The following is a 23,209-nucleotide window of genomic DNA, read 5'->3' as shown; positions in this document are numbered from 1 at the left end:
CATCCCACCGTCGCTGTCACAAATTCAGGCGTCCTCCCAATAAGGAACACGGTCATGAAGTTCGCAAAGATCGCGCAGAAACTCGCCCTCTGGTCCGGTAGCCCCAAGACGTTTCTGGGGGCGATTACTCTGATTTTTCTGTGGGGGCTAAGCGGGCCGATTTTTCATTTCAACGATACGTGGCAGCTGATCATCAATACCTCGACCACCATCATCACGTTCCTGATGGTGTTCCTGATCCAGAACACACAGAACCGTGACACGGACATTTTGCATTTGAAGGTCGATGAATTGCTTAGGGTGACGAAAGAGGCGCAGAACGCGATGCTCGGGCTTGAAGCGCTGGACCTCAAGGAGCTGGAGAAGCTGAGAAAGCACTATCGCAGCCTTGGCGAAGGCCTGACCATTGACCTGGACGGCACCGTCGTCCAGGAGAAAGGTCAGCAAAACCTGAAGAATTGCTGATGATCAGCTTCTGGCTTGCAGGGCCTTGGCCATTTGCAGATGATTTTGCAATTTGGGCAGGGTTTCTTCGGCGAACGCCTTGATTTGCGGCACGTCGGTGGTCTGCGCTTCCTGCTGCAACCGTTCGATGGCTTGCTGTGTGGTCTTCACCTGGCTGGCCGTATAGGCCTCATCGAAGGTCGCTCCCTCCATGACTTGCGGCATCAGGGCTTTGGCCTTTTCGACAATTTCTTCGCGCGGCGCTACCGGCAAATCCAGTTGTCTGGCGATTTTCGCCAGGTGCTGGTTCGCCGTGGTGCGGTCGTTGATGACGACGATGGTGTAGTCCTTGACCTCTTTGGACTCGGACTTCTGGTGTGCCAGGCGACTGGCTTCGATGTCGGCCATGCCTTGGGCCGACGCATCGTCGATGAATTCGGCGGGGGACTGGGCGAAGACGTTGCTGGCAAACAGGCCCAGAAACGTGGCAAAACTGGCATTACATAATCGGGTGGCCATCCGTTTCATGGTCGCGCCCTCCTTTTTCAAATTCAAACGGGAGCTTGCGCCCCCGCTTCTCAATCAAAACCACCTGCTTCCATTACTTGGATTTCTGTCCAGGTTTGCGGCCCATATCGGGTTTCGCAGGTTCTTTATCGACAGTCGTGGTGGTGGTTTTCCCACCCTTGCGACCGGCTTCAGACGCCTTCGTTCGATCGTTGGCGAAGTTTCCCGAGTTCGAGTTTCTTGAATTAGGCATGATTCTCTTCCTCTTGGTGATAGTCGCGGCGAGCTGGCGCCCGCATAGAATCTGAATTTGCGCGTGCCAAAAGGTTTAGAAAAATGCGTGGACAGAACGACGAACGGTGTACGGACTATCAGGCCATTCCCAGGTGATGCTCACGTTTGGCGCAGTACATCGCCTCGTCGGCATGCCGGAATAACTGTTTCTCTTCGGTGCCGTGATCGGGGTATCGGGCGACGCCGATGCTTGGATGGATTCTCAGGTTGTGCCCGTCCAGACGCAGGGGCCGTGCCAGGACTTGACGGATTTTTCCGACCACGATGTCGGTATCGTCTGCAGCATGAATGCTGTGCAGCAACACCACGAATTCATCGCCGCCAATGCGGGCCACGGTGTCGGTTTCCCGCACGCAGCCCTTGAGCCGGTTGGCCACCGCTTGCAGCAGCATGTCGCCGACCGCATGGCCATGGGTGTCATTGACTTGCTTGAAGCGGTCGAGGTCGACGTACAACAGGGCCATGCGCCCGCCGTCCATGCGGGCCAATTGCAGTGACGCCTTGAGGCGGTCGCGCAACAGTTCACGGTTGGGTAGCTGGGTCAGTTGGTCGTACTGGGCCATGTGTTGCAGGCGGGCGTGCAACTGCTTGCGCTCGATGGCTGTCGCGACCTGGGCACAGACGTACTGCAAAAGTTCCTTGTCCTGCTCGGTGTAGCGCTCGCCGCCCGGAACGCTTTTGACGATCAACGCACCGATGGTGCCGTTCTGCGAGTTCAGCGGTACACCCAGCCAGCAGGGTGCGTGCTGCCCGGTCATCAGGGCTTCGAAGCCGGCAGGCGGCGTGCACGAGTCCGGGGTCAACAGGATCGGCTGCCCCGTGCGGATCACTTCGGTGCAGACCCGCCCGGTCATGGTCCCGGGCAGTTCGGGTTGTGGCTCCTGGTCATCGACGTGATAAGGGAAATTCAGTTGCGCACGGTGCTCGTCGTACAGCGCCACAGAAAAATTCAGCGCCGGCAGCCATTCGCCGATGATCATGTGGATGCGCCTGAACAATGCCAGCAGATCCTCCGCCGCGTGGGCCGCTTCGGATATCGCATACAACGCGGCCTGCCGGGATTCGGCCTGCTTGCGTTCGGTGATGTCACGCGCCACGGCAATGCGCAGCTGGTCGACCTCGGACCAACGTGCCGACCAGAGGATGTGCACCACCCGGCCATCCTTGCGCAGGTAGCGGTTTTCGAAGTTGAGCTTGGGCTCGCCGTCCATGATTTCCCGGGCGGCATCAAGGGTACGCAAGCGATCCGCGGGGTGCACCATGTCGATCATCAGTTGACCGATCAATTCATCGGCGCTGTAGCCGAAAATACGCTCGCACGCCGCACTGACAAAGACGAAGCGGCCCTGCTTGTCCACCGCACAAACGGCGTCCAGCAACAGATCGATATAGCTCGCCAGTGGCGCGGAATTACGGTTTTCCATGGTTCAGCGTGGGTGTCCCGATAATGCAGCACTCATCAATCATCCCTGCCCGATCGGCCTTGCTTCCTTGTCATCACATTCAAGCCTTGTTCGGCATCAGCCCCGGCAACGCATGGACCAGCGCGTTGATGGCAAAGCCGATGAACATTACCCCGCACAACCGGGTGATTGCCAGTTCATGACGTTGATACAAGGTGCGCACCCGCCGCGCCCCAACGATGCCGATGAGGATGGCGTAGGCAAGCAATCCACCGACAAAACTCAGGCCGATCAGTGCTGGCAGCATTGACCAGTTGAGCAGTTCCGCGCGGCTCGACAACAGTGCCGTGAATGTCGCCACCGCCACCGGATAAGCCTTGGGATTGGTCAGGCCGAACAGAATGCCATGCCAGAACGGCTGCCGCGCCGGGCCCTGTGGCGTATCGCCATTGCTGCGCCGGGCGCGCACCGCACGCCAGCCGAGCCAGAACAGGTAGAGGCCGCTGAGCACACCCAGCACGTCGAACGCGGTGCTGCCGATCTCCCGCGCACCGACAATCGCGATCAACGCCGTGCTGCACCACACCACATCGCCAAGCAAATGCCCGCACAGAAACCCTGCCCCGGCCCGTCGCCCATGGGCCGCGCCAATGCCGAACACCGCCAGCACGCCCGGTCCCGGGGTGATGCCATAGATAAATCCCGAGGCAAGCACGGCCATTAGTAACGATGGGGTCATGGGGAGTCCTTTTGTACTGCTGGGTGAATGGTGGCCAGTCTATATCAGGCCCCGCAACATCGACTTACAGATCTTCGAAGAACTTCATCCCCGCATACGGCCGCTGCCGGCAGGCCGTCAGGCGCGACGCCAGATCACCCACGTGGGCTTCCAGCTTGTGGCCATCCGGGTCGAGGAAGTAGAACGATGCGCCCTCGCTGCGGTTGTCGCGCCACTCCTGTACCCCGGCGGATCGCAGGCGCTCGACGAAACGCGGAAAATCCGCTGCATCGAGGCTGAAAGCGTAATGGGTGTAGTCGGCGGCAGGCTCGGGATGGCGTAGCGGGTCGAGGGAGAGGCACAACCACAACCCCGGCAGCGACAGGTAGGCGCCGGTATCCCAAGTGGCTTCGAGGTGCAGTTGCAGGAGGTTCTGGTAGAACGCCACGCTGCGGTTCAGGTCGGTGACGGCGAAAGTCAGGTGGTTGAGGCCTGTGAGCATGGGGTTAAAGACCTTTGAGGTTTTCAGGTGCGACGAAGAGTTCACCTATGAGATTGGCAATGAAAAACTTCTGAATCTGCACACGACAGATGGAAGGGTTCACCACTCACCGCAAGACCATTTGTTACGACAGACGAACGGGGCGGTCTCCCCCCTGCATGACACTGTAGTATGTTGTATTACAAACCACTACATCGAGACCGCCATGTCCACCATGTCCTTGCGCCTGCCAGACGAAATCGCCGATACCCTCGCCAGTCTTTCCAAGGCCACTGGTCGCAGCAAGTCGTTCCTCGCAGTCGATGCCTTGCGCGAGTATCTCGCGAGGGAAGCATGGCAAATCGAAGAAATCCAGAAAGCACTGAAAGAAGCCGATGCCGGTGACTTCGCCTCGTCAGACGAGGTCAGTGCGATTGCTGATAAGTGGGTAAGCAATGCGCGTTGAGTGGCTGCGTACTGCACTCAAGAACCTTGATGAAGAAGCCGCTTACATTGCGATAGAGAATCCAAAGGCAGCAGCAGATTTCGTACAAGCCATTCTCGCCAGTGTCGATCACCTTGCGCGCTTTCCGGCGACAGGTCGGGAAGGTCGATTGCCCGGTACTCGTGAATGGATTTTGCCCGACCGCCCCTATCTGATTCCGTATCGAGTTCGCCAAAGTCGTCTGCAAGTGCTCAGGGTCTTCCACACTCGTCGCCCTCCCCCCATCCATTGGTGATTACAGCGAATCATCCCCCCGAAAACAAACCCCGTCTGCACCTGCACCAATCCGCTCATTCAGCCAGTTCAACGCTTGGTCTGCGCCCCGCCGTTTATGCCACGCCAACACAAAGGTGAACGAAGGAATATCAAACGGTGGCGGCACGACGATCAACGACTGTTCATCAATATCGCGCAGACCACGCGAGGCCACCGTCAGAATAAGATCAGTACCGCTGATGCATTCCGGGGCCACGCTCCAGTGCGGCAGGCTGACTGCCACACGACGACGTTCACGCAATGCCGTCAGCGCCCGCTCGATTTCCGGGGTGCCGCTGCCGCGCATTTCCAGCAGCACATGGGGTCGAGCCAGATAGGTGGGCAGGTCGAGCACACCGTCGGCGGGCAGGCTTCTGCGGTCCACCAGGCAGGCGTAGTGCTCTTCGAACAGCAGGGTGCTGCGCAATTCGTTGGGCATTTCCGGGAACACACCGATGGCGACGTCAATATCACCGTTGAGCACGCCGTCGAGCATACTTTCGCGGCTGCCATGGCTGATTTGCAGGTCGATACCCGGCGCATCGCGGCGCAACGTCCGGATCAGTCCCGGCAGGACAATGGCGGCGCCATAGTCGGACATCGCCAGGCGAAAGGTGCGCCTGGCGGTAGCCGGATCAAAGGCGTTCGGCGCCAGAAGCGCTTGCACCTGGGCCAGGATTTCGGCCAGCGGTGCCACCAGCTCCAGCGCTCGCGGCGTCGGCACAAGGCCGGCTCCGGCGCGCACCAGCAGCGGATCGCCAAGCAGGTCGCGCAATCGCGCCAGCGCATGGCTGACCGCAGGCTGGCTCAAGTGCAAACGCTCGGCCGCCCGGGTCACGTGTTGCTCGGCGAGCAAGGCGTCGAGGATCACCAGCAAGTTGAGGTCGATGCGTCGAAGATCATTCATCTGCTGCATGTTCTGGATAACAAAACGGAATTTAAATCTGCGCGACGAATACCCTAGAGTCCAGCAAAACCTGTTGGAGAACGATCATGAGTACGTTGCATTGGGCTGGTCTGGTGGTGCTGGCGATGATTGCCGGGGCGGTGGTGCCGTTTCAGAGCGCGATCAACGTCAACCTCGGGCGCGGGTTGGGCCATCCGTTGTGGGCGACGCTCGCCTCGTTGCTGGTGAGCGTTATCGTGCTGTTGCCGATCATCGTTGCGCTGCGCTTGCCGTTGCCATCACTGGCCTTTATCAGCAAGGCGCCGTTGTGGATGTGGGCGGGTGGCGCTTTTGGAGTGTGTTTTATTTCCCTGGCATTGGTGCTGCTGCCCAGGCTCGGTGCCGCGGGGTTCATGGCATTGGCGCTGGCGGGGCAAGTGGTGGCGTCGTTGTTGCTGGATCACTTCGGCTGGTTTGGCCTGGTGGAGCGGCAGGTCACCTTGCCCAAGGTGATTGGGGTGGTGCTGTTGATGGGCGGGGTGGTGTTGATTCAGTTTTTTGATGCGCCGGCCAAAGGTTTGGCGACGGTGGGTTGAGAGGACAACCGACAGTCAAATGTCGGCTGTCAGTCAGTCTTCGCGGGCAAGCCCGCTCCCACAGGGGATATGCGGTCACTGTGGGAGCGGGCTTGCTCGCGAAAGCGGTTTATCTGGCAACGTAGATTTCAGGCCTTGTCGAGTGTGCGCAACTTCTGCGGCAACCCCCACAGCAACAGCGCCACCGCGATCAGTGCACAAACACCAATGACATACAGCGCCGGCGTGGTGCTGCCGGTCAGGTCCTTGATCCGGCCGACCATCACCGGGCTGACGATGCCGCCGAACTGGCCCAGGGTGTTGATCACCGCAATCCCGCCCGCTGCGCCCGCGCCGGCACCGGCCAGCAGTTTCGGCGGCAGGGTCCAGAAGCTCGGGATGGAGGCGATGATCCCGGCACCGAGCAGGCCCAGCGCGACAATCAGGAAGGTCGTGTGGCTGGCGAAGATCCCCGCACAGAAGAACCCGACCGCACCGACGGCCACCAGACCGGCAACATACTTGCGCCGCTCGCCGGAAGCATCGGACAGGCGTCCGATCACCACCATGCTGATGGCGCCGCAGATGTACGGGATGGCGGTCAGCAGGCCGATCATCACCGGACTTTCGGTGCCGGCGCTGCGAATCAGTTGCGGTGCCCAGAAATTCAGGCCGTAGGACGCCACCTGGATCAGGAAGTAGATCAGCCCCAAGGTCAGGAAACCTGGAATCCGCAGCGCGGCGAGCAACGAGCCACCGCTCTTGTGCGGTTCATGCTGGGCGATGCGGCTGGCCAGCAAGGTCTTCTCCGAAGGCGTCAGCCAATGGGCATCTTCGATGCGGTCCTTGAGCAGGGTCAGCACCAGCAAACCGAGGCCGATGCACGGCACGCCGCCGAGCAGGAACAGCCAGTGCCAGCCGCGCATTTGCAGCACACCGTCGAGGTGTTGCAGCACCAGGCCCGAGAACGGCGCGCCCACAAGGCCGGCGAACGCCGACGACAGGAACAGCATCGAGGTGATGCGTCCACGATAGTGCTGCGGGAACCACAGGGTCAGGTAATACAGTACGCCCGGGGCAAAACCCGCCTCCATCGCGCCGATCACGAAGCGCAGCACGTAGAACTGCCATTCGCTGCTGACGAATACCATGGCCGCCGTGGCCAGGCCCCAGGACATCATGATCCGGGCGATCCAGCGCCGGGCGCCGACCTTGTACAACATCATGTTGCTCGGCACTTCGAAAATCACGTAACCGACCACGAATAATCCGGCGCCGAGGCCGTACGCGGTGTCGCTCAGGCTCAGGTCAGTCTGCAGCTGAAACTTGGCGAAGCTGATGTTGATACGGTCGAAAAAGGCGAACAGGTAGCAGACCATGATCAGCGGCATCAGGCGCCAGGCGACTTTGCTGACCAGGGCTTTTTCGGTGTCGTGGCTAACGGACGGGCTCGCGCTCGCCTCCAGTGCATTCAGGCTCATTGCGGTTCTCCAGGCGGACTTCCCGTGGGTGTCCGATTGTTTTTGTTGTCTGGTTGAGGCGATTTATTTGGGTGCTTTTCTGTGGGAGCGAGCTTGCTCGCGATGACTGAGTCATATCCAACAATGATGTCGACTGACACACCGCCATCGCGAGCAAGCTCGCTCCCACAGGGGGTCGTGGTGGATCAGGAGGGGATTGGATGCAGATCACAATTACGCCCGGCCTTGGCCAGTTGCCCCGGTACTTCGTGGCCGAGCAGCGCCGGCAGTCCTCGGGACAGTTTCAGCAGCAGCGGCAAATCGATGCCGGTGTGAATGCCGACTTCATCGCACAGGTTCACCAGGTCTTCTGTGCAGATGTTGCCCGACGCTCCCGGTGCAAACGGGCAGCCGCCGAGGCCGCCCAATGCGGCGTCGAAACGTCGGGCCCCGGCCTCGTAGGCGGCCAGCACATTGCACAGACCCAAGCCACGGGTGTTATGGAAATGCAGGGTCAAATCCGCCGGAGCCACCCGCTGCAGCACCCGGCGCACCAGTCGCTCGACCTGGCGCGGATTGGCCATGCCCGTGGTGTCGGCCAGGGTGATGCCCTGGATGCCGAGTTCCTGATAGGCCTCGACGATTTGCAGGACGCGGTCCTCATCGATCTTGCCCTCGAACGGGCAGCCGAAGGTGGTGGCGATGCTGCCATTGAGACGCACCGGGCTTTCGCCAACGAAGCGCACGATCTCGCCGAACGCTGCCAATGAATCCTCACAGCGCATGCGCATGTTCGCCAGGTTGTGGGTCTGGCTGGCGGACATCACCAGGTTCAGCTCATCGGCACTGCACGCCAACGCCCGTTGCGCACCCTTGAGGTTGGGGATCAAGGCGACGTAGATCACCCCCGGCTGCCGGGTAATGCCCTTGAACACCAGCTCGCCATCGCGCAGCGCAGGAATGGCCTTGGGCGACACGAACGAACCGGCTTCGATGCGGCTGAATCCGGCCAGCGACAATTGATCGATCAGGGCAATCTTGTCGTGGGTTTCAACCCAGGTCGGCTCGATTTGCAAACCGTCGCGCGGGGACACTTCCTGCACGATCAGGCTGTCGGAATAATCGCTGATCATTGCACCACTCCTTCGACTTTCAGGCGTTCGATGTCCATCGCGGTGAGGCCCAACTGCGCGAGGATGCCGTCGGTGTGCTGGCCCAGCCCGGGGCCGGACCAGTTCACGCCGCCGGGTGTCTCGGAGAGTTTCGGCACGATGCCCGGCATTTTTACCGTGGCGCCACCGGGCAGCTCGGCACTGAGCAGCATGTCCCGCGCCTGATAGTGCGGATCGGCGACGATGTCGGCCACCGAGTAGATGCGTCCGGCCGGGACTTCGGCGGCTTCCAGTGCGGCCAGCACCTCGTCGATGGGCAGGCTGCTGGTCCAGTGGGTGATGGCGGCGTCAAGCTGATTGCTTTTGGCGGCACGCCCGTCGTTGTGGGCGAATTCCGGCGCCTCGGCCAGATCGGCGCGACCGATGGTGTGCATCAGGCGCTTGTAGATCGGATCGCTGTTGCCGGCAATCACCACATAGGCGCCGTCGGCGGTCAAATAGGTGTTGGATGGTGCGATCCCCGGCAAGGCGCCGCCGCTGCGTTCACGCACATGGCCGAGCATGTCGTATTCCGGCACCAGGCTTTCCATGACGTTGAACACGCTTTCGGCCAGGGACACATCGACGATCTGCCCGCCGCCCTGCCCGGTCTTGACCCGCAGCAATGACATCAGCGCACCGATCACCGCATGCAGCGAAGCCAGGGAATCGCCGAGGCTCACGCCGACCCGCGCCGGCGGCGAACCGGGGGTGCCGGTGGTGTAGCGGATGCCGCCCATGGCCTCGCCTATGGCACCGAAACCCGGACGATCGCGGTACGGGCCGGTCTGGCCGTAACCGGAAATCCGCACCAGGGTCAGGTTGGGGTTGAGGGCGTGCAACACGTCCCAGCCAAGGCCGAGTTTCTCCAGGGCGCCGGGGCGCAGGTTTTCGATCAGCACATCGGCGCTGGCTGCCAATTGCTTGACCAGTTCGATGCCTTCGGGGGATTTGAGGTTCAGCGCCAGGGACTTCTTGTTGCGCGATTGCAGGTACCACCACAGCGAGGTGCCTTCATGCAGCTTGCGCCATTTGCGCAGGGGATCGCCCTGGCCCATGGCTTCGATCTTGATCACCTCGGCGCCGAACTCGGCCAGCATGCGCGCGGCAAACGGCGCGGCGATCAGCGTGCCGATCTCGATCACCTTGATTGCACTCAGGGGGGCAGTCATCGCGGGGTACCTCTTGTTCTTGGAATATGAGCCAAGGCTAGAGGACTGATGCCTGATGAATCCAACCTTCAGTTGGCAACGGGCGTTCGCGAAATGCGAACGCCCGGGGAGATTATCGTGAGCTGTAGTCCGCCATCGCGAGCAAGCTCGCTCCCACACTGGATCTTCGGCACTCACACATCCCCTGTGGGAGCGAGCTTGCTCGCGATGAGGCCGGCAGAGTCAGCGAAGAACTTTCAGGCTCAACCCCGCAAATGCTCAAACAACATCCGGCTCACCGGCGACAGCAGCGCCTCATCGCGCACCACCAGAATCAGCGCCCGATCGGACCATTCGTCCGTCAATGGCACCGCGTGCAACCCCAGCGCTCGGCCAAACAATTCATAGGCCCGCTGCGGAAGGATGCCAATCCCCATGTTGGCCTGGACCATGCGGCACATGGCATCGAACCCCGGCACATGAATGCGCACCCGCAACACCTTGCCGGCTTCGCGGGCCGCTGCATGGGTACGCATGTTGATCGAACTGGCGGCATGCAACCCAACGTAATCGCTGCCCAGCGTATCGGCGAACGCCACGCTCGACCGGTTCGCCAAGGGATGGTGCGGCGGCATCAACACCACCAGTTTGTCCTGGCGATACAGCACGCTGTGCAGGCCCTTGATGTCACTGTCGATGGAACAGATACCGAGGTCGGCCACCCCGTCGACCACGCCCTGAATCACCCCGGCGCTGGGCCGTTCTTCGAGGTCGGTCTTGACCTGGGGGTGACGCTCGGAAAAATCCCGCAGGTCCTCGGGCAAAAACTGAATGATCGCCGACAGGTTGGCGAGCATCCGCACATAGCCGCGCACGCCGTGGCTGTGCTCGCCCAGTTCGAGGCCCATTTTCTCGACGTTGAACAGCATCTGCCGGGCATGGTGCAGCAGGGTTTCACCCGCCGGTGTCAGGGACATGCCCTTGGCCTGGCGCACGAACAGGCTGATGCCCAGCGCCTCCTCCAGCTCCATCAAGCGCTTGCTCGCCGCCGAGACGGCAATTGCCTCGCGCGACGCGGCACGGGTCAGCGTGCCCTCTTCATGGACGGCGACGAACAGTTGCAGAGTGATCAGGTCGAGACGGCGGATCAGGCTTTTTTGCAGCATCAGGTACTCGGCGAAGTCGGCTCGGGCGAAGTCGCAGCATAACGTTCTTCGCCCGCGTCGTGCCGTGGTCGGGCAGCCGGTCGTGATAAAGTCGCCGCCCAAAGACCTTTTGCCGTGAGACGAAGACCGCAATGACCGATTTCCAGGATGTCGATGCCCAACTAGAAGACTGGAACGCCTTGCGCAGCACCGCTTCGTTCAGTGGTTTGCTGGTGGGCAACGGTGCCAGTCGCGCGGTATGGGACGATTTCGGCTACGAGTCGCTGTTCGAAAATGCCCGCACCGTTGAAGAAAAACCCCTGAGCCCGTCCGAGCTGAGCGTGTTCGACGCGATGCAGACCCGCAGTTTCGAGCAGGTACTGAGCGCGTTGAAAACCACCAGCCGGGTCAACAAGGCGCTGGCCGTCAGCTCCGCCGCTCCGCGCAATCGTTATTACGCGATCAAGGAAGCGCTGATCAACACCGTGCATGCGGTGCATATCCCGTGGCGACTGGTGGTGCCTTCGACGCTGGCGACCATCAATCAGGAACTGGCCAGCTACCGCACGGTGTTTACCACCAATTACGACCTGATCAACTACTGGGCGGTGCAACACCAGCCCGAGGCGATCACCGATCTGTTCCAGGGGGCCGAACCCGCTTTCGACCTGAGCGACACGGCCACCGACAAAACCCGCTTGCTGTACCTGCACGGCGGTCTGCACCTGGTGCGCAACCAGGACGGCACGGCGCGCAAGCTGATGTCGACCGAGGGCACCTTGCTGGGCAACTTCGCCATCAACAACACGATCAAGACCCTCGACGACGTGCCGCTGTTCGTCAACGAAGGGCCGAGTGCGGACAAGCTCAAGACCATTCGCAGTTCGGACTACTTGTCGTACTGCTACGAGCAATTGCTCGGTCACGGCCAGGCGCTGTGCATTTTCGGCCATGCGCTGGGGGAGCAGGACAGCCACATCATCCATGCCTTGCGCCTGGCAAAGCCGCAGGTGCTGGCGATCTCGATTTACCCGCGCAGCAAGGCCTTCATCCAGCACCAGAAGCGGCATTACGCGAAGATGTTTGAGGGGACGGGGGTTGAGTTGCGGTTTTTTGATTCCAAGAGCCATGCGTTGGGTGGCCCGAAACTGACCGTTCCGGTCGAGGTTTAGCGGCGACTGATCTGACGCATTCGCGAGCAGGCTTGCTCCCACAGTAGAGTACATGCCCCCTGTGGGAGCTCGCGATGAGGCCATTACATTCAACACAGATGTTGACTGTCAGACCGCCATCGCGAGCAAGCTCGCTCCCACAGGGATTTTTACTGGATTTGAAAGTAGTGATCAAAGCACCGGCAACGTCTTGTCCTTGACCACCTTGGTCGGGCCGTTGGCCTTCACGCTGGCGATGCCTTTCTCCATGGCGGTATCGGAGGAATAGGTCTCGCTGCTACCGATGATTTCGTGATTGCCGGCCTTGAGGTTGAAATACGGATGGCCGTCCTTGGTGGTTTTCTTCTCGTAGCGCTCATCCAGCGGGCTGTTGGCCTGGACCGAGGCGATGCCTTTGTCGGCGGCGGCGTGGGTGGTGTACAGCTCGCTGGTCAGAATGGTCTCGGCGTTGGCGGCCTTGAGGACGAACCTGAACTGGCCATTGCTGCTTTTGCTCACTTCATACCATCCGGACATGCTCTTTCTCCTTGCCGATTGAGAGGTTGTGCGCTTCACAGTAAAGACCAAGCCGGGATTTCTGTCGCCTGTACGGCCCCCTTCGCGGGCAAGCCCGCTCCCACAGTGTTCAAGGTGAAACACAGATTGTGTGAACACCAACAATCCCTGTGGGAGCGGGCTTGCCCGCGATGGGGGCGACGCAGTTTTGACTACTTCACCACTGCCCGCACCACCGACAACTCCGGAGACTGCGTCCGCCGCTGGCTCAGATATCGCGTACAACTGACCCGCAGGAACGAAGCGAAATTGACCACCTCACCGCGATAGTCCATCACCTCTTCATACAGCTTGGCGATCAACTGATTGGTGGTCATGCCGTCGACCTCGGCGATTTCGCTGAGGATGTCCCAGAACTGATTTTCCAGCCGCAGGGTGGTGACCACCCCGCAGATGCGCAGCGAGCGGGAGCGCGATTCGTAAAGAATCGGGTCGGCTTTGACGTACAGCTCGCACATGGACATGCCCCTCGTTACAGCGTGATTTTGGTACCCAGCAACCCCAGGAAACCGGCCAGCCAGTTCGGGTGCGCAGGCCAGGCCGGCGCCGTGGCCAGATTGCCCTGAACATGGCCGTCCGTCACCGGGATGTCGATATACGTACCGCCCGCCAGGCGCACTTCCGGAGCACAGGCCGGATAAGCGCTGCATTCGCGGCCTTCGAGAATACCCGCTGCCGCCAGCAACTGCGCGCCATGGCACACGGCGGCGATCGGCTTGCCGGCCTGGTCGAATGCGCGCACCAGTTCCAGGACCTTTTCGTTCAGGCGCAGGTACTCCGGCGCACGGCCACCCGGAATCAGCACGGCGTCATAATCGGCGGCTTTGACCTTGGCAAAATCGAAGTTGAGGGCAAACAGGTGACCGGGCTTTTCGCTGTAGGTCTGGTCGCCTTCAAAGTCATGGATCGCCGTGCGCACGGTCTGGCCGGCGGATTTGTCCGGACAAACGGCGTGCACCGTGTGACCGACCATCAACAGCGCCTGGAACGGCACCATCACTTCATAGTCTTCGACGTAATCACCAACCAGCATCAGAATTTTTTTCGCAGCCATGGGGAGGACTCCTCTGGAAGTGGGCGTGCAGGAGTATTCAAGGTAGTCCTTATCGGGCAAGGCGGGTAACAACCGGCTACTACCCTGTGGCGAGGGGGCTTGCCCCCGTTGGGCTGCGCAGCAGCCCCTATCCGGTTTCATCAAACAAACCGCACTATCCGATTTTGCGCCTGCTTCGCAGGCGAACGGGGGCAAGCCCCCTCGCCACATAGGTGTATTCGCAACTGTACGGATAACTCTGCACCTAGCTGTAACAGCGCGAAACCCGGCATTTATGGCTAGATGAAGGCACCTCCCATCACCCACGATTCTGGTTGCCATCATGTCCTCGCGCGAAAACACCGGCATGGCCCTGGGCCTGCTGGGCGTTGTGATCTTCAGCCTCACCCTGCCCTTCACTCGGATCGTCGTGCAGGAACTCCACCCGCTGCTCAACGGCCTGGGCCGGGCACTGTTTGCGGCGGTTCCGGCAGCGTTGCTGTTGCTGTGGCGCCGGGAAAAATGGCCGACCTGGAAGCAGGTCAAGGGCCTGACGCTGGTGATGGCCGGGGTGATCCTCGGTTTCCCGGTGTTGTCGGCCTGGGCCATGCAAACCTTGCCGGCGTCCCACGGCGCCCTGGTCAATGGTTTGCAGCCGCTGTGCGTGGCGCTGTACGCCGCATGGTTGTCCCATGAACGACCTTCGAAAGCGTTTTGGGCCTGCGCCGCATTGGGCAGTGCGCTGGTGCTCGGATATGCGCTGATCAGCGGTGCCGGCGGCATTCAGGCCGGTGACCTGCTGATGCTTGGCGCCATTGCCGTGGGCGGACTGGGCTACGCCGAGGGAGGCCGACTGGCCAGGGAGATGGGCGGCTGGCAGGTGATCTGCTGGGCGCTGGTGCTGTCGACGCCGCTGTTGATCGGCCCGGTGGTGTATCTGGCACTGCAACACCAGGGCGAGATTTCCGCCAAGACCTGGTGGGCCTTCGGTTATGTCTCGCTGTTTTCGCAGTTCATCGGCTTCTTCGCCTGGTACGCCGGACTGGCCATGGGCGGCATTGCCCGGGTCAGCCAGATTCAGTTGCTGCAGATCTTCTTCACCATCGCCTTCTCGGCACTGTTCTTCGGCGAACATGTGGAGCCGATCACCTGGCTGTTTGCCGGTGGGGTGATTGTGACGGTGATGCTGGGGCGCAAGACCGCGGTCAGACCCAATAATGTGGGAGCGAGCTTGCTCGCGATGGGGACATCACATTCAACACATTTGTCGACTGTAAATCCGCCATCGCGAGCAAGCTCGCTCCCACAGGATCAAAGGTAACCATCAGCGCGCAGCAACGTTTCCAGGCAATGCTCACTGATGTGGTAGAAATCCTTCAACTCCTGAATCTTCGCCAATAGCTGGGCCGGTTCTACCGACTCGGCGCGCTTGACCGCCAGGATCATCTTGTTCTTGTTGGTGTGGTCCAGCGAGATGAACTCGAACACCTTGGTCTCGTAGCCGCAGGCCTCCAGGAACAACGCGCGCAAACTGTCGGTGACCATCTCCGCCTGCTGGCCCAGGTGCAAGCCGTATTGCAGCATCGGCTTGAGCAGCGCCGGGCTCTGGATTTGCAGGCGGATCTGTTTGTGGCAGCACGGCGAGCACATGATGATCGACGCGCCGGAACGGATACCGGTGTGGATCGCATAGTCGGTGGCGATATCGCAGGCATGCAGGGCGATCATCACGTCCAGCTCGCTCGGTGCCACGCTGCGCACGTCACCGCACTTGAACACCAGGCCGGGGTGTTCAAGCCTGGCGGCTGCGGTGTTGCACAGGGTAACCATGTCTTCACGCAGCTCGACGCCGGTCACCTCGCCTTCGGCCTTCAAGGTGTTGCGCAGGTAATCGTGGATGGCGAAGGTCAGGTAACCCTTGCCCGAACCGAAGTCCGCCACGCGCACCGGCTTGTCCAGCGCCAGGGGTGACGAGGTCAGTGCATGGCTGAACACTTCGATGAACTTGTTGATCTGCTTCCACTTGCGCGACATCGCCGGGATCAGTTCATGCTGCTTGTTGGTGACCCCCAGGTCAGCGAGAAACGGCCGGCTCAGGTCAAGAAAACGGTTTTTCTCACGGTTGTGCTCGGCCGATGGCACTTCGCGCAATTGTTGAGGTTTGCTCTTGAACAGCGATGACTTGCCCTTTTTGCTGTATTCGAGCTGGGCTTCGTCGGTCAACGACAACAAATGCGCATTTTTGAACGACGCGGGCAGCAACCCGGCAATGCTCGCCACGCCTTCGGCCAGCGGCAGGTTCTTGGTGATATCTCGGGTCTTGTAGCGGTAGACGAAAGACAGGCAAGGCTGCGCCTTGACCGTCACCGGCTTGACGATGATCCGCTGCAGATCCGTTTCATCGCCCGCGTACTTGGCCAGCACCAGTTTGATGAACGCATTGTGCTCGAGGCTGGCTTGCAGCAGCTCGATGAACTGGGCGTGATGATCCGGCGCGAGGCTGGCGGGAGTGGCGGTGACGGACATGAAAAAACGGCCTCAGGCGATACAAATCGGAGAATGCCGGTATTTTAAGGGGGACGAGGACTTTGGGCACGGGGTTATTTTGGGGCAGGTCCCAGTCACGCAGCCCAGGACCTCGATACAAGCGTTGAAGCCTCAGGGTTCCACCAGGCGAAGCTTGCGATTGTTCGGTGAATTGATGATGTGTTTGACGATCAGTCCCACTGGCACCGCCCAGGTCAGGCCATTGGCAGGGTCAGTCACCACGGCGACCGTTTCGGAACTCGCATCGATGTCCAGACGCCGACGGTCGTTGCACGACTTGAGTACGCCGTAGGCACGGCTGACCAGCCTTTCCGCCAGGAACATCGGTACATCCATATTCTGCAGATGCTTCACCGCGCGACAAAACAGGACTTGATCATCGATCCCCCCTTCACTTTCATGACGCTCCAGAAACGCCTGGGCAATAGCCAATAGCTCCTCATTCAAATCTGCATTTTCATCGATGACCTTCATGCTCACGTCTCCTGCGACACTTCTGTCGTGCCAGGACTGACGGCAACAGGCCGGGAGGCACGGCGTAAATCGGGTCCGGCGCAAGGCAGGCGTACGGCCGGATTGGGCATGCCACTGGGCGAAAGCTCATGGGTCATTTCAAATTCGGCACGTACGGACCAACCACAAGCTTCCGACGTGCATTGCAGATACGCCACCCGCAGGAAAATATGTCGGCCTTCGCTGGTGCGGATGCGCATCCGGCTCAAGCAGTGCGGGCACACCATTTTATAAGTACTCATGCTTGAATCCCGAGGGTCATTGGGTGGCAATCAACCTGATCAAACGCAATACTGCTTGAGGCGTTCATCGCGGCGCTCCGGGCTTGCGAACAGTGTCTGCCAGGCATAAGGAACTGCTTCGGGCAGACGCGTAATGGGGTCGAGCCATGCTCGTAGGAAATCACCCTGATACCATTAGGAAGTTTCGACATCGTATTCTTCTGACTCATCTTTGATGATTGATTACTTACAAGAAAAAAAGTACTCATTACGCATAAATTAGGCACTCAAAAAGCATATGTCAAAAGGAAGAGGCTCAAATTGCGTAGCAAAAAATCACAAGCTGTTCTGGCTCGTCTAAAGCAAGTTACCGGTACAAAAACCGATGCTTCTTTATCCTCCGCACTACAGATCAGTCCACAAACCCTTAGTAGCTGGCGAGGCCGCGACAGCACACCTTACTCATTATGCGTAGAAATCGCGCAAACCCGGGGAATATCCCTTGACTGGTTGTTGCTGGGCGAAGGGCCGATTCTGAGACAAGCAGTTACTGATTCTTCGCAGACCGCTCAGGAAAGCACGACACGGGAAAACACCATTCTCGCGCTCTGGCGGTTGCTCGATGAAAACGATCGCGGCGCCATACAAAACGCACTCGAGGAAAAACAACGACTGCGTGATATGGAACTCAGGCTTTCCGAAATGGCCGCTATCCTGGCAACACTCAAACCTTCGAATGAAACCTGATGGACGGTGTCATCCGAAGTTGCATCGCTTCAAGAAACGCCCGTCCCGGCTATCAAGACAATCCATTCACGCCCCTCATCTTCGTCCTCTCAGGTGTCGAATGATTTCGCCTATACCGGCACCATCAATCCATTGCATGAATTTGATGCTGATAGGAATAACGATCAGCGCGCAAAGAAAGGCCGTTACACCTTCTGTCAGAAATGGCGCCAGTGGATGTGCGACAGGCGTAAAGAGGTAACCGACGCCCGCAGACAGCAGCCAGGAACCGATGCGCTGCCAGGCCTTGAAGCTGGTGCGAGTAGTGGTGACCAGCCACGCGCCGAGCATCGCACCGAACAGTACCTCGCCATTGACCACTGGCAGCGTTGCAATGCCCATTCCCAACATGAGCCCATTGATGCCGTTGTAGGCCGAATCAGTCAGGCTCATGCGCACCTCGCGCAACGACCGAGTCCACCTGGATCGCTCCCGACTCGATCGCCCTGAGCAATGCGCAAGTGCGCGAGCTGACGTCGAACTTTCGGCGAATATTGGCGAAGTGAAAATTGACGGTAGATTCCGTGCAATTCTCGATCCTGGCGATTTCCCAGGAAGTTTTACCCTTGAAACACCACATCAGGATTTGCGTTTCTTTCGCCGTCAGTTTCGCCTTGGGCTTACTTCCCTCAGCGCTCTTGGCTGCCTGTGCCAAAGAGTCAATCGATTGTCGGGTTGCCATAAGAATCCCTCTTCGCGGGAACGCCCGTCGCTGGGCGTCCACTGTTGGAGAGAAATACTGACGACAAGGCCGAACCCGGACAATTGACGGGAGTTGTAGCGGTGAGCGCTACACAACGCCAGGGAGGATTTAGCCGAGTACCACCAGGCGGTTCGGCAGTTCATTGCGCACATGGGTCACGGGCACGTGCACCTTGAGCAGCTCGCCGCAGGCTTCGACGCAGCTGACAAAACCCTGCAACGTCTGCCCCTGCTTCACCTGTTGGGTGAAGGTGGCGACGATGGCCTCCCAGTTCTTGTTGTCCAGGCGACGGGAAATGCCTTCATCCACCAGAATCTCCACATAACGCTCGGCTTCGGAGACGAAGATCAGAACACCGGTGCTGCCTTCGGTGTGGTGCAGGTTCTGCTCCAGGAACTGCCGGCGCGCCAGGTTCGAGGCGCGCCAGTGGCGCACCGAGCGCGGGACCAGATGGGTAGTGACTTTCGGCAGACGGAACACCAGGCACAGGACGATGAAGATGGCCCATTGCACCAGCAGCAGGCTGTGCAGGGTCAGCCAGCCGGTGAGGTAATGCACGATGCCCGGCACCAGCAGCGCCAGCAGGCTGGCCCACAGCAACGGGATGTACGCATAGTCGTCGGCGCGGGCCGCGAGCACGGTCACCAATTCTGCGTCGGTGTCGCGCTCGACCCGGGCGATTGCCTCGGCAACTTTGCGTTGTTCGTGTTCAGTCAGTAATGCCATGTCGTGAAATGCCTGCTCATTTTTATGATCACCAGCCGCCGGACGAACCGCCCCCGCCGAAACTGCCTCCACCGCCGCTGAAGCCTCCACCTCCACCGCCGCCGCCAAACCCACCACCGCCAAAGCCGCCCCCGGATCCTCCGGAGCCACCCCGGCCGGCGGGAAGGATACCGAGCATCTGACACACAAAAACAGTCAGGATGAACAGCATCACCAAAAACACCAGCAAGCCGGGATGTCGCGAGACGAAATCGTCCCCCGGATCGCCTCTGGATTCATACGCCGTGGAGGCTTCGTCCAAGGGGTTGCCGCCCAGCACCACCAGCATCGCCGCCACGCCGTCGCTGATGCCTTTACTGAAGTTGCCGGTCTTGAATGCCGGGGTGATGACCTGGTTGATGATCACTGAACTCTGGGCGTCGGTCAGGCGATCCTCCAGGCCATAGCCGACTTCGATACGCAATCGGCGCTCGTTCCGGGCGACGACCAGCAGGGCGCCGTTGTTCTTGTCCTTCTGCCCGATCCCCCAATGGCGGCCGAGCTGGTAACCGAAGTCGGCGATGTCGGTGCCCTGCAAGTCCGGCAACGTCACGACCACAAGCTGCTCTCCGGTGGCCTGTTCATGGGCCTGAAGCTGTTGGTTGAGCTGCTCGCGCACTGCAGGTTCGATCATCTGCGCGTTGTCGACCACGCGCCCGGTCAGCGCCGGAAAACTCAGTTCGGCCCGGGCCGTGATCGCCACCACCCACAACAACAGCATCAGGCCAGCTTTCAACACGCGCATTGGCTACCTCTTCCGTGGTGACGCACAAGTTGTACTCAGAACTTGACCTCAGGGGCCTTTTCCGAACCCGGCGTGGCTTCGAAGGTCTCACGCACCGGCAGGTCGCTATACATCACCGTGTGCCACAGGCGACCGGGGAAGGTGCGGATCTCGGTGTTGTATTTCTGCACCGCGAGGATGAAATCGCGCCGGGCTACGCTGATGCGGTTCTCGGTGCCTTCGAGTTGCGATTGCAGGGCGAGGAAGTTCTGGTTGGCCTTGAGGTCCGGATAGCGCTCGGAGACCACCATCAATCGGCTCAAGGCGCCGCTGAGCTGATCCTGGGCCTGTTGGTACTGCTTGAGTTTTTCCGGGTTGTCGAGGGTCGAGGCATCCACCTGAATCGACGTCGCCTTGGCCCGGGCCTCAATGACCGCGGTCAGTGTCTCTTCTTCATGTTTTGCGTAGCCCTTGACCGTTTCCACCAGGTTGGGAATCAGGTCGGCGCGCCGCTGATACTGGTTCTGCACCTGGCCCCAGGCGGCCTTGGCCTGTTCGTCTAGGGTCGGGATGTTGTTGATGCCGCAGGCGGTCAGCAACGTGGCCAGCATCAGCAGCGTGACGACCTGCAAACGCGAGCGGTAGGTTGGACTTGCATTCATCAGGATGTCGCTCCCTTGTACATTCATGAAAAAACCGACCGTGAAACCTTCTGGGCCGGCTCTTGGGGCATAATCGCCCGCGCCACTGGATTGCAACGGGCCGATGGGCTAAAAAGAGGCCCTGCGCGAAAACGCATCCGCCACCTGGCTGTCGTTTTTTGGCTCGTTTTTTTGAGCCGGCACCCGAACAACAATAGACGCTCCCTAAATTTTGGCTGGCCGGCGTGCATATCGCCGTTTGGGCCCTTGAGAAAACTATTCATGAAGAAGCTGTGTTTGCTGGGCCTGTTCGTCAGCCTGGCCAGTCATAACGTATTGGCCGCCACGACGCCCGCACCCCTGGAGAACAAGGAAGCCTTCGTCAGCAACCTGATGAAGCAAATGACCCTCGATGAAAAAATCGGCCAGTTGCGCCTGATCAGCATCGGCCCGGAAATGCCTCGCGAGATGATCCGCAAGGAAATCGCGGCGGGCAACATCGGCGGTACGTTCAACTCGATCACCCGTCCGGAAAACCGGCCGATGCAGGACGCCGCCATGCGCAGCCGCCTGAAGATCCCGATGTTCTTCGCCTACGACGTGATCCACGGCCACCGCACCATTTTCCCGATCCCGCTGGCCCTGGCCTCGAGCTGGGACATGGATGCCATCGGCCTGTCCGGGCGCATCGCCGCCAAGGAAGCCGCGGCTGACAGCCTCGACATCACCTTCGCGCCGATGGTCGACATCTCCCGCGACCCGCGTTGGGGCCGCACCTCCGAAGGCTTCGGCGAAGACACCTACCTGGTGTCGCGCATTGCCGGCGTGATGGTCAAGGCGTTCCAGGGTACCGGCGCGAACGCGGCCGACAGCATCATGGCCAGCGTCAAGCACTTCGCCCTGTACGGCGCGGTCGAGGGTGGCCGCGACTACAACATAGTCGACATGAGCCCGGTCAAGATGTACCAGGACTACCTGCCACCGTACCGCGCCGCCATCGATGCCGGCGCTGGCGGGGTCATGGTCGCGCTGAACTCGGTCAACGGCGTGCCGGCCACCGCCAACACCTGGCTGATGAACGACCTGCTGCGCAAGGAGTGGGGCTTCAAGGGCCTGGCCGTCAGCGACCACGGGGCGATTTTCGAGCTGATCAAGCACGGTGTTGCCGCCGACGGTCGCGAAGCGGCGAAGCTGGCGATCAAGGCCGGCATCCACATGAGCATGAACGACACCCTGTACGGCAAAGAGCTGCCAGGGCTGCTGAAGTCCGGCGAGATCCAGCAGAGCGACATCGACAACGCCGTGCGTGCGGTGCTCGACGCCAAGTACGACATGGGCCTGTTCAAGGACCCGTACCTGCGCATCGGCAAGGCCGAGGACGATCCGGTCGACACCTACGCCGACAGCCGCCTGCACCGCGCCGAGGCCCGTGACGTGGCACGTCGCAGCCAGGTACTGCTGAAAAACCAGAATGACACCCTGCCACTGAAGAAGACCGCGAAAATTGCGCTGGTCGGTCCGTTGGCCAAGGCGCCCATCGACATGATGGGCAGCTGGGCCGCCGCGGGCAGGCCTGCGCAGTCCGTCACCCTGTTCGACGGCATGACCAACGCCCTGGGCGATAAATCGACGCTGATCTATGCCCGTGGCGCCAACATCACCAGCGACCCGAAAATCCTCGGTTACCTGAACTTCCTCAACTTCGACGCCCCGGAAGTGGTGGATGATCCGCGCCCGGCGAATGTGCTGATCGACGAAGCGGTGAAAGCGGCCAAGGATGCGGATGTCGTCGTTGCCGCCGTTGGCGAATCCCGTGGCATGTCCCACGAATCGTCGAGCCGCACCGACCTGAACATCCCGGAAAACCAACGCGAGCTGATCCGTGCCCTGAAAGCCACTGGCAAACCGCTGGTGCTGGTGTTGATGAACGGCCGTCCACTGACGATCCTCGAAGAGAAAGAACAGGCTGACGCGATCCTCGAAACCTGGTTCACCGGCACCGAAGGCGGCAACGCCATCGCTGATGTGCTGTTCGGCGACTACAACCCGTCGGGCAAACTGCCGATCAGCATCCCGCGTTCGGTCGGCCAGATTCCGACCTACTACAACCACCTGACCATTGGCCGGCCGTTCACCCCGGGCAAGCCGGGCAACTACACCTCGCAGTACTTCGATGACACCACAGGTCCCCTCTACCCGTTCGGCTATGGCCTGAGCTACACCGAGTTCAGCCTGAGCGACATGGCGCTGTCGTCGACCACGCTGAACAAGACCGGCAAGCTCGACGCCAGTGTCACGGTGAAAAACACCGGCAAGCGCGACGGCGAAACCGTGGTGCAGTTGTACATCCAGGACGTGGCCGGCTCGATGATCCGCCCGATCAAGGAACTGAAGAACTTCCAGAAAGTGATGATCAAGGCCGGCGAGCAGAAGGTCGTGCACTTCACCATCACCGAGGACGACTTGAAGTTCTACAACACCCAGCTCAAGTACGCGGCGGAGCCGGGCAAGTTCAACGTGCAGATCGGCCTGGACTCAGAGGACGTGACGCAGCAGAGTTTTGAGTTGTTGTAA

General features: G+C 60.3%; 29 protein-coding genes. 8 read left to right on the top strand and 21 right to left on the bottom strand.

Features of this window, described 5'->3' with window-relative positions; translation table 11 throughout:
• The first annotated feature begins 54 nt into the window (after positions 1-54).
• The gene (locus KW841_RS13870; protein WP_218476966.1) at positions 55-465 is read left to right on the top strand and encodes a low affinity iron permease family protein; all 411 of its coding nucleotides are present in this window, start codon (positions 55-57) and stop codon (positions 463-465) included.
• A gap of 3 nt (positions 466-468) precedes the next feature.
• On the opposite strand, the gene KW841_RS13865 is transcribed toward KW841_RS13870, so the two are convergent.
• The 5 genes from KW841_RS13865 to fos form a co-directional block, all read right to left on the bottom strand.
• Complete coding sequence (locus KW841_RS13865) at positions 469-972, bottom strand: DUF4142 domain-containing protein (RefSeq protein WP_218476964.1); 504 nt, start codon at positions 970-972, stop codon at positions 469-471.
• Between the two features lie 73 nt (positions 973-1,045).
• Positions 1,046-1,204, bottom strand: a complete 159-nt coding sequence (locus tag KW841_RS13860) for a KGG domain-containing protein (protein ID WP_007976786.1) — start codon at positions 1,202-1,204, stop codon at positions 1,046-1,048.
• A gap of 118 nt (positions 1,205-1,322) precedes the next feature.
• Entirely contained in the window at positions 1,323-2,669 is a 1,347-nt protein-coding gene (locus tag KW841_RS13855) for a GGDEF domain-containing protein (protein ID WP_218476962.1), read from the bottom strand.
• A 79-nt stretch (positions 2,670-2,748) separates the two neighbouring features.
• Positions 2,749-3,387 (bottom strand): LysE family translocator, encoded by a 639-nt coding sequence (locus tag KW841_RS13850; protein WP_007976782.1) that lies wholly within the window; start codon positions 3,385-3,387, stop codon positions 2,749-2,751.
• 64 nt (positions 3,388-3,451) lie between these two features.
• Positions 3,452-3,868: a fosfomycin resistance glutathione transferase gene (gene fos / locus KW841_RS13845; protein WP_218476944.1), complete on the bottom strand. Its 417-nt coding sequence runs from the start codon at positions 3,866-3,868 to the stop codon at positions 3,452-3,454.
• A 205-nt stretch (positions 3,869-4,073) separates the two neighbouring features.
• Here fos and KW841_RS13840 point away from each other — a divergent pair, with 205 nt between their 5' ends.
• A complete protein-coding gene (locus KW841_RS13840; RefSeq protein ID WP_095966249.1) occupies positions 4,074-4,313 on the top strand; it encodes a CopG family ribbon-helix-helix protein in 240 nt (79 codons plus the stop codon).
• The gene (locus KW841_RS13835) at positions 4,303-4,587 is read left to right on the top strand and encodes a type II toxin-antitoxin system RelE/ParE family toxin (protein WP_218476942.1); all 285 of its coding nucleotides are present in this window, start codon (positions 4,303-4,305) and stop codon (positions 4,585-4,587) included. Before KW841_RS13840 ends, KW841_RS13835 begins: the two co-directional genes overlap by 11 nt.
• Here KW841_RS13835 and KW841_RS13830 read toward each other — a convergent pair whose 3' ends face one another.
• Positions 4,588-5,523: a LysR family transcriptional regulator gene (locus KW841_RS13830; RefSeq protein ID WP_218476940.1), complete on the bottom strand. Its 936-nt coding sequence runs from the start codon at positions 5,521-5,523 to the stop codon at positions 4,588-4,590.
• A gap of 77 nt (positions 5,524-5,600) precedes the next feature.
• Between KW841_RS13830 and KW841_RS13825 the strand changes: the two genes are divergently transcribed.
• Positions 5,601-6,089: a DMT family transporter gene (locus KW841_RS13825; RefSeq protein ID WP_218476928.1), complete on the top strand. Its 489-nt coding sequence runs from the start codon at positions 5,601-5,603 to the stop codon at positions 6,087-6,089.
• A 128-nt stretch (positions 6,090-6,217) separates the two neighbouring features.
• On the opposite strand, the gene KW841_RS13820 is transcribed toward KW841_RS13825, so the two are convergent.
• From KW841_RS13820 to KW841_RS13805, 4 genes are all read right to left on the bottom strand, one after another.
• Positions 6,218-7,549, bottom strand: a complete 1,332-nt coding sequence (locus tag KW841_RS13820; protein ID WP_218476926.1) for an MFS transporter — start codon at positions 7,547-7,549, stop codon at positions 6,218-6,220.
• Between the two features lie 185 nt (positions 7,550-7,734).
• Positions 7,735-8,661: a hydroxymethylglutaryl-CoA lyase gene (locus KW841_RS13815; RefSeq protein ID WP_218476924.1), complete on the bottom strand. Its 927-nt coding sequence runs from the start codon at positions 8,659-8,661 to the stop codon at positions 7,735-7,737.
• Positions 8,658-9,851: a CaiB/BaiF CoA-transferase family protein gene (locus KW841_RS13810; RefSeq protein ID WP_218476923.1), complete on the bottom strand. Its 1,194-nt coding sequence runs from the start codon at positions 9,849-9,851 to the stop codon at positions 8,658-8,660. The genes KW841_RS13815 and KW841_RS13810 overlap by 4 nt, the downstream gene beginning before the upstream one ends.
• A gap of 242 nt (positions 9,852-10,093) precedes the next feature.
• Entirely contained in the window at positions 10,094-10,996 is a 903-nt protein-coding gene (locus tag KW841_RS13805; protein WP_102699030.1) for a LysR family transcriptional regulator, read from the bottom strand.
• A gap of 131 nt (positions 10,997-11,127) precedes the next feature.
• Here KW841_RS13805 and KW841_RS13800 point away from each other — a divergent pair, with 131 nt between their 5' ends.
• Entirely contained in the window at positions 11,128-12,147 is a 1,020-nt protein-coding gene (locus KW841_RS13800; protein ID WP_218476922.1) for a DUF4917 family protein, read from the top strand.
• 171 nt (positions 12,148-12,318) lie between these two features.
• On the opposite strand, the gene KW841_RS13795 is transcribed toward KW841_RS13800, so the two are convergent.
• From KW841_RS13795 to KW841_RS13785, 3 genes are all read right to left on the bottom strand, one after another.
• Positions 12,319-12,663, bottom strand: coding sequence for a YegP family protein (locus KW841_RS13795; protein ID WP_218476921.1), 345 nt, complete (start codon positions 12,661-12,663; stop codon positions 12,319-12,321).
• 191 nt (positions 12,664-12,854) lie between these two features.
• On the bottom strand, positions 12,855-13,160 hold the full coding sequence (locus tag KW841_RS13790; protein WP_095966236.1) for a ribbon-helix-helix domain-containing protein: 306 nt from the start codon (positions 13,158-13,160) through the stop codon (positions 12,855-12,857).
• 14 nt (positions 13,161-13,174) lie between these two features.
• On the bottom strand, positions 13,175-13,756 hold the full coding sequence (locus tag KW841_RS13785; RefSeq protein ID WP_218476920.1) for a DJ-1/PfpI family protein: 582 nt from the start codon (positions 13,754-13,756) through the stop codon (positions 13,175-13,177).
• A 322-nt stretch (positions 13,757-14,078) separates the two neighbouring features.
• Between KW841_RS13785 and KW841_RS13780 the strand changes: the two genes are divergently transcribed.
• On the top strand, positions 14,079-15,056 hold the full coding sequence (locus tag KW841_RS13780) for a DMT family transporter (RefSeq protein WP_218476919.1): 978 nt from the start codon (positions 14,079-14,081) through the stop codon (positions 15,054-15,056).
• On the opposite strand, the gene KW841_RS13775 is transcribed toward KW841_RS13780, so the two are convergent.
• The 3 genes from KW841_RS13775 to KW841_RS13765 all read right to left on the bottom strand — a co-directional run bounded on the left by KW841_RS13775 (position 15,047) and on the right by KW841_RS13765 (position 17,037).
• Positions 15,047-16,261, bottom strand: a complete 1,215-nt coding sequence (locus KW841_RS13775) for an SAM-dependent methyltransferase (protein ID WP_218476918.1) — start codon at positions 16,259-16,261, stop codon at positions 15,047-15,049. The two genes, KW841_RS13780 and KW841_RS13775, sit on opposite strands and share 10 nt — an antisense overlap.
• Positions 16,262-16,393: 132 nt before the next feature.
• A complete protein-coding gene (locus tag KW841_RS13770) occupies positions 16,394-16,756 on the bottom strand; it encodes a hypothetical protein (protein ID WP_218476917.1) in 363 nt (120 codons plus the stop codon).
• A 2-nt stretch (positions 16,757-16,758) separates the two neighbouring features.
• Complete coding sequence (locus tag KW841_RS13765) at positions 16,759-17,037, bottom strand: ogr/Delta-like zinc finger family protein (RefSeq protein WP_007976743.1); 279 nt, start codon at positions 17,035-17,037, stop codon at positions 16,759-16,761.
• Between the two features lie 300 nt (positions 17,038-17,337).
• Here KW841_RS13765 and KW841_RS13760 point away from each other — a divergent pair, with 300 nt between their 5' ends.
• Complete coding sequence (locus KW841_RS13760; protein WP_218476916.1) at positions 17,338-17,763, top strand: helix-turn-helix domain-containing protein; 426 nt, start codon at positions 17,338-17,340, stop codon at positions 17,761-17,763.
• A gap of 75 nt (positions 17,764-17,838) precedes the next feature.
• On the opposite strand, the gene KW841_RS13755 is transcribed toward KW841_RS13760, so the two are convergent.
• The 5 genes from KW841_RS13755 to KW841_RS13735 all read right to left on the bottom strand — a co-directional run bounded on the left by KW841_RS13755 (position 17,839) and on the right by KW841_RS13735 (position 20,656).
• Complete coding sequence (locus KW841_RS13755) at positions 17,839-18,195, bottom strand: putative holin (RefSeq protein ID WP_218476915.1); 357 nt, start codon at positions 18,193-18,195, stop codon at positions 17,839-17,841.
• Complete coding sequence (locus KW841_RS13750; protein ID WP_218476914.1) at positions 18,182-18,484, bottom strand: helix-turn-helix domain-containing protein; 303 nt, start codon at positions 18,482-18,484, stop codon at positions 18,182-18,184. The genes KW841_RS13755 and KW841_RS13750 overlap by 14 nt, the downstream gene beginning before the upstream one ends.
• Positions 18,485-18,613: 129 nt before the next feature.
• Positions 18,614-19,231 (bottom strand): TPM domain-containing protein, encoded by a 618-nt coding sequence (locus KW841_RS13745; protein ID WP_218476913.1) that lies wholly within the window; start codon positions 19,229-19,231, stop codon positions 18,614-18,616.
• 28 nt (positions 19,232-19,259) lie between these two features.
• Complete coding sequence (locus KW841_RS13740; RefSeq protein ID WP_218476912.1) at positions 19,260-20,015, bottom strand: YgcG family protein; 756 nt, start codon at positions 20,013-20,015, stop codon at positions 19,260-19,262.
• A 35-nt stretch (positions 20,016-20,050) separates the two neighbouring features.
• A complete protein-coding gene (locus KW841_RS13735; RefSeq protein ID WP_007976733.1) occupies positions 20,051-20,656 on the bottom strand; it encodes a LemA family protein in 606 nt (201 codons plus the stop codon).
• Between the two features lie 261 nt (positions 20,657-20,917).
• Between KW841_RS13735 and bglX the strand changes: the two genes are divergently transcribed.
• Entirely contained in the window at positions 20,918-23,209 is a 2,292-nt protein-coding gene (gene bglX / locus KW841_RS13730) for a beta-glucosidase BglX (RefSeq protein WP_218476904.1), read from the top strand.

Source organism: Pseudomonas sp. PDM28 (assembly GCF_019219115.1).
GTDB classification, from domain to species: Bacteria; Pseudomonadota; Gammaproteobacteria; order Pseudomonadales; family Pseudomonadaceae; genus Aquipseudomonas; species Aquipseudomonas laurylsulfatiphila.
The sequence above is the reverse complement of the archived record's forward strand: the minus strand, read 5'-3'. Positions and strand labels throughout refer to the sequence as shown.

What these genes read in the sequence shown, in the direction of transcription:
- KW841_RS13870 (WP_218476966.1), top strand. Translation starts at nt 55, where the DNA reads ATGAAGTTCGCAAAGATCGCGCAGAAACTCGCCCTCTGGTCCGGTAGC.
- KW841_RS13865 (WP_218476964.1), bottom strand. Translation starts at nt 972, where the DNA reads ATGAAACGGATGGCCACCCGATTATGTAATGCCAGTTTTGCCACGTTT.
- KW841_RS13860 (WP_007976786.1), bottom strand. Translation starts at nt 1,204, where the DNA reads ATGCCTAATTCAAGAAACTCGAACTCGGGAAACTTCGCCAACGATCGA.
- KW841_RS13855 (WP_218476962.1), bottom strand. Translation starts at nt 2,669, where the DNA reads ATGGAAAACCGTAATTCCGCGCCACTGGCGAGCTATATCGATCTGTTG.
- KW841_RS13850 (WP_007976782.1), bottom strand. Translation starts at nt 3,387, where the DNA reads ATGACCCCATCGTTACTAATGGCCGTGCTTGCCTCGGGATTTATCTAT.
- fos (WP_218476944.1), bottom strand. Translation starts at nt 3,868, where the DNA reads ATGCTCACAGGCCTCAACCACCTGACTTTCGCCGTCACCGACCTGAAC.
- KW841_RS13840 (WP_095966249.1), top strand. Translation starts at nt 4,074, where the DNA reads ATGTCCACCATGTCCTTGCGCCTGCCAGACGAAATCGCCGATACCCTC.
- KW841_RS13835 (WP_218476942.1), top strand. Translation starts at nt 4,303, where the DNA reads ATGCGCGTTGAGTGGCTGCGTACTGCACTCAAGAACCTTGATGAAGAA.
- KW841_RS13830 (WP_218476940.1), bottom strand. Translation starts at nt 5,523, where the DNA reads ATGCAGCAGATGAATGATCTTCGACGCATCGACCTCAACTTGCTGGTG.
- KW841_RS13825 (WP_218476928.1), top strand. Translation starts at nt 5,601, where the DNA reads ATGAGTACGTTGCATTGGGCTGGTCTGGTGGTGCTGGCGATGATTGCC.
- KW841_RS13820 (WP_218476926.1), bottom strand. Translation starts at nt 7,549, where the DNA reads ATGAGCCTGAATGCACTGGAGGCGAGCGCGAGCCCGTCCGTTAGCCAC.
- KW841_RS13815 (WP_218476924.1), bottom strand. Translation starts at nt 8,661, where the DNA reads ATGATCAGCGATTATTCCGACAGCCTGATCGTGCAGGAAGTGTCCCCG.
- KW841_RS13810 (WP_218476923.1), bottom strand. Translation starts at nt 9,851, where the DNA reads ATGACTGCCCCCCTGAGTGCAATCAAGGTGATCGAGATCGGCACGCTG.
- KW841_RS13805 (WP_102699030.1), bottom strand. Translation starts at nt 10,996, where the DNA reads ATGCTGCAAAAAAGCCTGATCCGCCGTCTCGACCTGATCACTCTGCAA.
- KW841_RS13800 (WP_218476922.1), top strand. Translation starts at nt 11,128, where the DNA reads ATGACCGATTTCCAGGATGTCGATGCCCAACTAGAAGACTGGAACGCC.
- KW841_RS13795 (WP_218476921.1), bottom strand. Translation starts at nt 12,663, where the DNA reads ATGTCCGGATGGTATGAAGTGAGCAAAAGCAGCAATGGCCAGTTCAGG.
- KW841_RS13790 (WP_095966236.1), bottom strand. Translation starts at nt 13,160, where the DNA reads ATGTGCGAGCTGTACGTCAAAGCCGACCCGATTCTTTACGAATCGCGC.
- KW841_RS13785 (WP_218476920.1), bottom strand. Translation starts at nt 13,756, where the DNA reads ATGGCTGCGAAAAAAATTCTGATGCTGGTTGGTGATTACGTCGAAGAC.
- KW841_RS13780 (WP_218476919.1), top strand. Translation starts at nt 14,079, where the DNA reads ATGTCCTCGCGCGAAAACACCGGCATGGCCCTGGGCCTGCTGGGCGTT.
- KW841_RS13775 (WP_218476918.1), bottom strand. Translation starts at nt 16,261, where the DNA reads ATGTCCGTCACCGCCACTCCCGCCAGCCTCGCGCCGGATCATCACGCC.
- KW841_RS13770 (WP_218476917.1), bottom strand. Translation starts at nt 16,756, where the DNA reads ATGAAGGTCATCGATGAAAATGCAGATTTGAATGAGGAGCTATTGGCT.
- KW841_RS13765 (WP_007976743.1), bottom strand. Translation starts at nt 17,037, where the DNA reads ATGAGTACTTATAAAATGGTGTGCCCGCACTGCTTGAGCCGGATGCGC.
- KW841_RS13755 (WP_218476915.1), bottom strand. Translation starts at nt 18,195, where the DNA reads ATGAGCCTGACTGATTCGGCCTACAACGGCATCAATGGGCTCATGTTG.
- KW841_RS13750 (WP_218476914.1), bottom strand. Translation starts at nt 18,484, where the DNA reads ATGGCAACCCGACAATCGATTGACTCTTTGGCACAGGCAGCCAAGAGC.
- KW841_RS13745 (WP_218476913.1), bottom strand. Translation starts at nt 19,231, where the DNA reads ATGGCATTACTGACTGAACACGAACAACGCAAAGTTGCCGAGGCAATC.
- KW841_RS13740 (WP_218476912.1), bottom strand. Translation starts at nt 20,015, where the DNA reads ATGCGCGTGTTGAAAGCTGGCCTGATGCTGTTGTTGTGGGTGGTGGCG.
- KW841_RS13735 (WP_007976733.1), bottom strand. Translation starts at nt 20,656, where the DNA reads ATGAATGCAAGTCCAACCTACCGCTCGCGTTTGCAGGTCGTCACGCTG.
- bglX (WP_218476904.1), top strand. Translation starts at nt 20,918, where the DNA reads ATGAAGAAGCTGTGTTTGCTGGGCCTGTTCGTCAGCCTGGCCAGTCAT.